The sequence below is a fragment of the Schnuerera sp. xch1 genome (assembly GCF_019931165.1).
GTDB lineage: Bacteria > Bacillota > Clostridia > Tissierellales > Tepidimicrobiaceae > JAIOUP01.
Genome location: NZ_JAIOUP010000036.1, coordinates 1 through 1,703 on the forward strand (window position 1 = coordinate 1; position 1,703 = coordinate 1,703).

Consider the following 1,703-nt stretch of genomic DNA (forward strand, 5'->3'; position numbering starts at 1 on the left):
GAGGTCACTGAAAAACATTAAGTGTTTTCTAGATTTATAATCTAAAGTAATAAAATTAAAACGAACTAGTAATATATTTCCTCACTAGTTCGTTTTTTGTTAATAATATCGTATTAGTTTAAACCTAATTTACTTACTTAGCCTTATTATTCTCTTTAAGTTTACTGCAAATATTGTGAGTGCCCCTTGCAATTCCATGCCAATTAGACCTGAAGATGATGCTATATCATATCCATGTCTATGCTTTAATTCGCTATTCTTAGCCTCTATTTTATATCTTTCTTTTGCTCTATCTTTAAAATACTCTGTTTCTTGAAAATTCATTTGCTCTTGATGAGTTACAGATTTTATAGTTACAGAATATGTTTTTGTTTTTGAGCCCTCTTTATAGCAACCATCTTTATGTGGACAACCTTTACACTTCTCTATGTCAAAATAATATGTATTGACTTGATTTGTCCCTGAATCTTTTTTACCCTGCCGTGCTTTCCTTATCGCCATATGCCCTGCTTTGCAGACGTACATCCCAGCATCCTTATTGTATTCAAACTTGTCTTCATTTTTTCTATTGCCATGGGTCACTGCATCACTTAGTTTTGAAATTAATCTTATCTTTTCTCCTTTTGCATATTCAATGTTATCTTTTTCTGAGTAGGCAGCATCTCCTATTATTTCCCTTACTTCAATACCATTTTCACGTGATTTTTTTACTAAATCTTTTAATTGTTTCCCATCATGCTTTTCCCCAGATGTTACAGTAGCTGCAGTTATTATTCTCTCTTCTGTCAATGCTATATGAGTTTTATATCCAAAAAATGAGGTGTCTGCTGTTTTATGACCCACTTTTGCATCTTTATCATTTGTATGTTTTAGCATTTCTAAATCATCTTCAATTATTTCTTTTAATAAATTTAGTTTCTCTTTTACTTTAGGATATTTGGTTATTAGTTCGTTATTTTCTACAACAGATATTAGTTTTTCACAGTATTTTATTTCATCTTCTAAGATACCGCTATTTACTTTTGTTGGAAAATCCTTTTTTATAGATTCATCTATTTCATAAACCGACTTTCTTAATTTTTTAGAGTATTCAACAAGAATCTCTCTTTGTGATTTTTGGTTATATCTTGCTTTTGTATGGGTAGAATCCACGATAATTGATTTACTCTTTACTATACCTTTTTCTAAGGCGATCTCTACAGTTTTTCCAATAAGTAAATCCAATAGTTCTATATCTTTTAATCTTTGTTTTCTAAACTTTGTTAAAGAGCTTGGATTTATGACGTTTTCTTCTGGTGCCATATTAAGAAAATATTTAAAAGACATATCATATCTTGAACGTTCTACAACATCAACATCTGATAGGTCATAAATTACTTTTAGAAGAAGATATTTAAACATTCTAAGCGGGTCAATCGCAGCTCTCCCATTATCAGGGCAGTATTTTGTAATCAATTCATCATAAATGAATGAAAAATCAATCATTTCATTTATTTTCCTAAGAATATTATCTTTTGGAATAATCAAATTGTATATTTCACTATATGGACTTAAAACCATTTCAATTTGCTGCTTTAACATTAAGATCACCTTCATTAATTAGTATATATATATTTTACAACAAAAATGGCATAACTCCTACAACTATTGTTGTATTTGTTATGCCTTTAATTCTATTTTGCTAGGACTTTTTCAGTGACCTC

Annotated in this window: 1 protein-coding gene; it reads right to left on the reverse strand. The window is 29.5% G+C overall.

Features of this window, described 5'->3' with window-relative positions; translation table 11 throughout:
• Positions 1 to 129: 129 nt before the first annotated feature.
• Entirely contained in the window at positions 130 to 1,581 is a 1,452-nt protein-coding gene (locus K8M07_RS12475; protein ID WP_223379436.1) for an IS1182 family transposase, read from the reverse strand.
• Positions 1,582 to 1,703: the final 122 nt, after the last annotated feature.

What these genes read in the sequence shown, in the direction of transcription:
- K8M07_RS12475 (WP_223379436.1), bottom strand. Translation starts at nt 1,581, where the DNA reads ATGTTAAAGCAGCAAATTGAAATGGTTTTAAGTCCATATAGTGAAATA.